Below are 4,507 nucleotides of genomic sequence, written 5' to 3' on the forward strand. Positions count from 1 at the left end.
CTTTTGGCGTCGGGTGTGGGGGCGCCTGTGGGGCGGGTTCGTCGTCGGCGGGTGCGGGCCCCGTGCCGGTGGGCTCGCGGTTGGCGGGTGCGGGCCCCGTGCCGGGTGGGCTCGCGGGTGGCTGGCGCGGGGGCGGGTGGGGTGTGCGGCTTTTGGCGTCGGGTGTGGGGGCGCCTGTGGGGCGGGTTCGTCGTCGGCGGGTGCGGGCCCCGTGCCGGTGGGCTCGCGGTTGGCGGGTGCGGGCCTCGTGCCGGGTGGGCTCGCGGGTGGCTGGCGCGGGGGCGGGTGGGGTGTGCGGCTTCTGGCGTCGGGTGTGGGGGCGCCTGTGGGGTGGGTTTGTCGTTGGCGGGTGGGCCTTGTGGGGCGGAATCGGCGTCGGACGGTGCGGCCCGGTCGTCGTCGGTGGGTTGCTCTGTGGGCGAGGTCTGTTGCCGGTGGCTCGGCGGGGTCATGATCGGAGCGGGAGTCGACCTCGGGAGGGGAGCCGTCGTGCTCAGTGATCAGGAGGCTGCCGTTCTCGCGTGTGTCGACGAGGCGGCCGTCGGGCGGATGCTGCTGGAGCTGATCGCGGTTCCGAGCGTGACCGGGAGTGCCGCCGAGTCGGAGATCCAGCACCTGCTGGCGGGGTGGCTGGAGCGGCTCGGGCTCGAGGTCGACCTGTGGTCCATGGATCTGCCCGCGCTGCTGGCCGACCCGGCGTTTCCCGGCATGGAGGTGCCGCGTACGGAGGCGTGGGGCCTGGTGGGGCTCAGCGAGGGGGGCGGGGACGGGCCGACGCTGGTCCTGCAGGGGCATGTGGACGTCGTGCCGCCCGGGGACCTCGCCGCCTGGGACGGGGATCCGTTCGTGCCGAGGGTGACCGGGGACGTCGTGCACGGGCGCGGAGCCTGTGACATGAAGGCGGGGATCGTCGCCCATCTGGCCGCGCTGGCCGCCGTACGCGCCGCCGGGGTGCGGTTGCGGGGGCGTGTCGCCGTGCACTTCGTCGTCGGCGAGGAGGACGGGGGGATCGGTGCTTTCGGGACTCTGAAGCGGGGGTACCGCGGCGATGCCTGCGTCATCACCGAGCCCACCGGTGGGACCCTCATCACCGCCAACGCCGGGGCCCTGACCTTCCGCCTCTCCGTGCCCGGCCGGGCCGCGCACGCAAGTTCCCGGGACGCCGGGGTCAGTGCGATCGATGCCTATGTGCCGCTGCACGAGGCGCTGGCCCGGCTGGAGACCGCCCGCAACGCGGAGCCCTCGCCGCTGATGGCCGAGTATCCGATCCCGTACGCCCTTTCCGTCGGGACCCTGCGCTCCGGGGACTGGGCGAGCAGCGTGCCCGATCTGCTGGTGGCCGAGGGGCGGCTCGGGGTGCGGCTGGGGGAGGAGCCGGGCGAGGCACGGGCGGAGTTCGAGCGGTGCGTGGCCGAGGTGTGCGCCGGTCATCCCTGGCTGCGGGAGCACCCGGCGAAGGTGAGCTGGCCGGGTGGGCAGTTCGCGAGCGGGCGGCTTCCGGAGGGGCATCCGCTGCGCGACGAGGTGCGCGACGCCTGCGCCGACGCCAACGGCTGGGCCACCCGGCCCCGGGAGCGCGGGGCGCCGTACGGCAGCGACCTGCGGCTGTACGCGGGGGCCGGGATCCCGACCCTGCAGTACGGGCCGGGAGACGTCCGGGCCGCGCACAGCCCCCGGGAGTCCGTGTCCCTCCGTGAGGTGGTGGAGGTGGCGCGGACCCTCGTGCTCACTGTGCTGCGGACTACCGGGGTGAAGTGAGCTCCGGGCAGCCGGACTGCCTGCGGCGGGTGAGGGCCGGCAGGGCGGGCGGGGTGAGGAAGCCCTCCGCCCGGGCGCTGGCCAGGCCGATGCGGGGGATGTCGCTGCTCTTCGCGAAGAGGAGGAAGCGCGGCTCCCAGACCGGGCGGTACTTGGCGTTCGCGCGGTACAGGGACTCGATCTGCCACCAGCGGGAGAAGAAGGTGAGGACCGAGCGCCAGAGGCGGAGCACGGGCCCGGCGCCGAGACGGGAGCCGCGTTCGAAGACCGAGCGGAACATCGCGAAGTTCAGGGACACCCGGCCGACGCCCAGCTCCTCGGCCCGCAACAGGAGTTCCACGACCATGTACTCCATCAGGCCGTTCTCGCAGTCGCGGTCGCGGCGCATCAGGTCGAGGGAGAGGCCGGCCTCGCCCCAGGGGACGAAGCTGAGCAGGGCCCGGGGCACGTCGTCCGCGTCCCGGCACTCCAGCATGACGCAGCGGCCGTCGCCGGGGTCGCCGAGCCGCCCCAGGGCCATGGAGAAGCCGCGTTCGGTGGCACCGTCGCGCCAGTGGTCGGCGCGGTCGACGAGGAGGGCCATCTCCTCGTCGGGGATCTCCTCGTGGCGGCGGATGCGGACCGTGTAGCCGGCCCGGCGGACGCGGTTGTGGGCCTGCCTGACCACCCGCATGGCCCGGCCTTCGAGGGTGAAGTCGGACAGGTCGACGATCGCCTCGTCGCCCAGTTCCAGGGCGTCCAGACCATGGCGGGAGTAGATGGTGCCGGCCTCCTCGCTCGCGCCCATGACGGCCGGGGTCCAGGCGTGGCGGCGGGCCTCGGCCAGCCAGGCGTCGATGGCGCCGGGCCAGGCCTCGGGGTCGCCGATGGGGTCGCCGGAGGCCAGGCTGACGCCGCCGACGACACGGTAGGTGACGGCCGCCTTGCCGCTGGGGGAGAAGATGACGGCCTTGTCGCGGCGCAGGGCGAAGTAGCCGAGGGAGTCGCGTTCGCCGTGCCGGTCCAGCAGCGCACGCAGCTTCCGCTCGTCCTCCTGAGCCAGCAGGCACTCACCGCGCGGGGCACGGAAGCAGGCGTAGAGGACCAGGAGGAAGGTCGCCGCGACCAGGACGTTGACGATCACGTCCGTCCAGCGGGGCGCGTCGACGGCGGCGACGCGGTCGGCGAGCGGGCCGACGCTGATGCCGCGCAGCAGGGTGTAGGCGATCTCGTCCTCGAGGGTGGCCCCGGGCAGCTTGTTGGTCGCGTGCACGAGCAGTGTGCCGAGGGCGGCGCTGAGCAGCGCGCCGCCGGTGCCCACGGCGAGCGCCAGGCGCGGGTTGGAGCGGTCGCCGATCGCGTCGAACTCGCGTCGGCCGATCAGCAGGGCGGCCACGAACAGGCCGGTCAGGGCGGCGGAGAGCCAGTTGAAGACGTGCTCGCGGTAGGGGTCGCGGGTGAGGGCGAGGACGTAGAGGGAGAAGAGCGGGCCGGCGAGGAGGAGGTTGAAGACCCAGGCCGCTCGCTTGCGGCGGCGCATCACGATCGCGAGGAAGAGCGCGAGGGCCGCCGAGCCCAGGCCGGCGGTGGCCAGGTAGGGCGTGAAGAACGCGCCTCCGTTGTGCTCGTGCACCTCCTCGCGGAACGGCAGCGAGACGACCGCCGCGATGTTGAGCACCACCTGCAGACGCAGGTACCAGACGGTGGCGGTCGCCGCCCGCTTCCGGAGCCGGCCGTCGCCGGCGGACGGGAAGGGGATGCGGGCACGGCGGTTGCGCTGAGCGGGGACCTGCGGGGTGGTCAGGCTCGACTGTTGTGCGGGCATGGTGGCGGGCACCTTGGGGAGGGGGACGGGGCTACGCTGACCCTACAGCTCGTAGGGTAGCGCGGATGTGTACAGGTGTACACATACCTGCTTCACAGGATCTCATCCCGGACCTTGGCCGCCCCGCCGGGCCGCCGCAAGGGTCCACGCCAGATTGCCCACCGCGGCCCCGGCCGCCACGACGGCGACGATCACCCCGCCGGTCGCCAGGCCGTCGCTGAACAGGTGCGGGCGCCGGTCGAGGCTGTGCAGCCCGAAGCCGCAGAGCTCGTACACGCCGACGGCGGCGACGAGAAGGCTGACGATCAGCAGGGTCAGCGTCGGGGCGAGGGCGCGCACGCAGACCTCCTCCGCCGGGCTCGGTTTCGCTTCCGTGTCCTGCATGGTGCTCCCCCGGTGAACAGATGTGTGGCCGATGGCGGTTGGGAACCTACATTACGTAGGGTCGGTCGGGGTCGCAGGCGTGCTGACCTACCTGGGCGTGGACATGGCGGGTATCACCGGGTCCGGCGCCGACGACGTCCCGCCCGGCGGCCGGGACCACGAGCCGGGCCGCTCCATGATGGCCGAGGACGGGAACGCCGCGGTGCGCGGCACGCTGGCGGCGGACGCCACGGACATCCTCGCCCGAGAGGATGCCCGTGCCGGAGGGGGTCGGCCCCGGGTACGACGTCGTGTGCTGTGGCGGATACCACTCCAGGGCCGGTGCCCCCGGCGTGCTCGGCCACGGCTTCATGGGTCATGAGAACGAGGACGTCCGGCCGGCTGTCCCGCAGGGAGAGCGGCCCCGGCGTCCCGGTGGTGTGGCCCGCACGGGTGACGACGCCGCGTGCGTGGAGATGACGGCGTGGGGGGGGGGGGGGGGGGGGGGGGGGCGCGGGGGGGGGGGGGAGGGGGGGGGGGGGGGGTGGGGCGGTGTCGGGGGGGGGGGGGGGGGGGGGGGTG

The 4,507-nt window shown here is 74.2% G+C and carries 4 protein-coding genes; 1 reads left to right on the top strand and 3 read right to left on the bottom strand.

The window, feature by feature from the left end:
* Positions 1–489 precede the first annotated feature (489 nt).
* Entirely contained in the window at positions 490–1,758 is a 1,269-nt protein-coding gene (locus AC07DS_RS23960; protein WP_479148340.1) for an ArgE/DapE family deacylase, read from the top strand.
* Here AC07DS_RS23960 and AC07DS_RS23965 read toward each other — a convergent pair.
* The 3 genes from AC07DS_RS23965 to AC07DS_RS23975 all read right to left on the bottom strand — a co-directional run bounded on the left by AC07DS_RS23965 (position 1,742) and on the right by AC07DS_RS23975 (position 4,177).
* On the bottom strand, positions 1,742–3,562 hold the full coding sequence (locus tag AC07DS_RS23965; protein ID WP_479148342.1) for a phosphatidylglycerol lysyltransferase domain-containing protein: 1,821 nt from the start codon (positions 3,560–3,562) through the stop codon (positions 1,742–1,744). The two genes, AC07DS_RS23960 and AC07DS_RS23965, sit on opposite strands and share 17 nt — an antisense overlap.
* Before the next feature lie 102 nt (positions 3,563–3,664).
* The gene (locus tag AC07DS_RS23970; RefSeq protein WP_479148344.1) at positions 3,665–3,946 is read right to left on the bottom strand and encodes a hypothetical protein; all 282 of its coding nucleotides are present in this window, start codon (positions 3,944–3,946) and stop codon (positions 3,665–3,667) included.
* An 87-nt stretch (positions 3,947–4,033) separates the two neighbouring features.
* Positions 4,034–4,177 carry a hypothetical protein gene (locus AC07DS_RS23975; protein WP_479148346.1) on the bottom strand — a complete coding sequence of 48 codons (144 nt, stop codon included), beginning with the start codon at positions 4,175–4,177 and terminating at the stop codon, positions 4,034–4,036.
* Positions 4,178–4,507 lie beyond the last annotated feature (330 nt).

It is taken from the genome of Streptomyces sp. NPDC044064 (assembly GCF_056434245.1).

What these genes read in the sequence shown, in the direction of transcription:
- AC07DS_RS23965 (WP_479148342.1), bottom strand. Translation starts at nt 3,562, where the DNA reads ATGCCCGCACAACAGTCGAGCCTGACCACCCCGCAGGTCCCCGCTCAG.
- AC07DS_RS23970 (WP_479148344.1), bottom strand. Translation starts at nt 3,946, where the DNA reads ATGCAGGACACGGAAGCGAAACCGAGCCCGGCGGAGGAGGTCTGCGTG.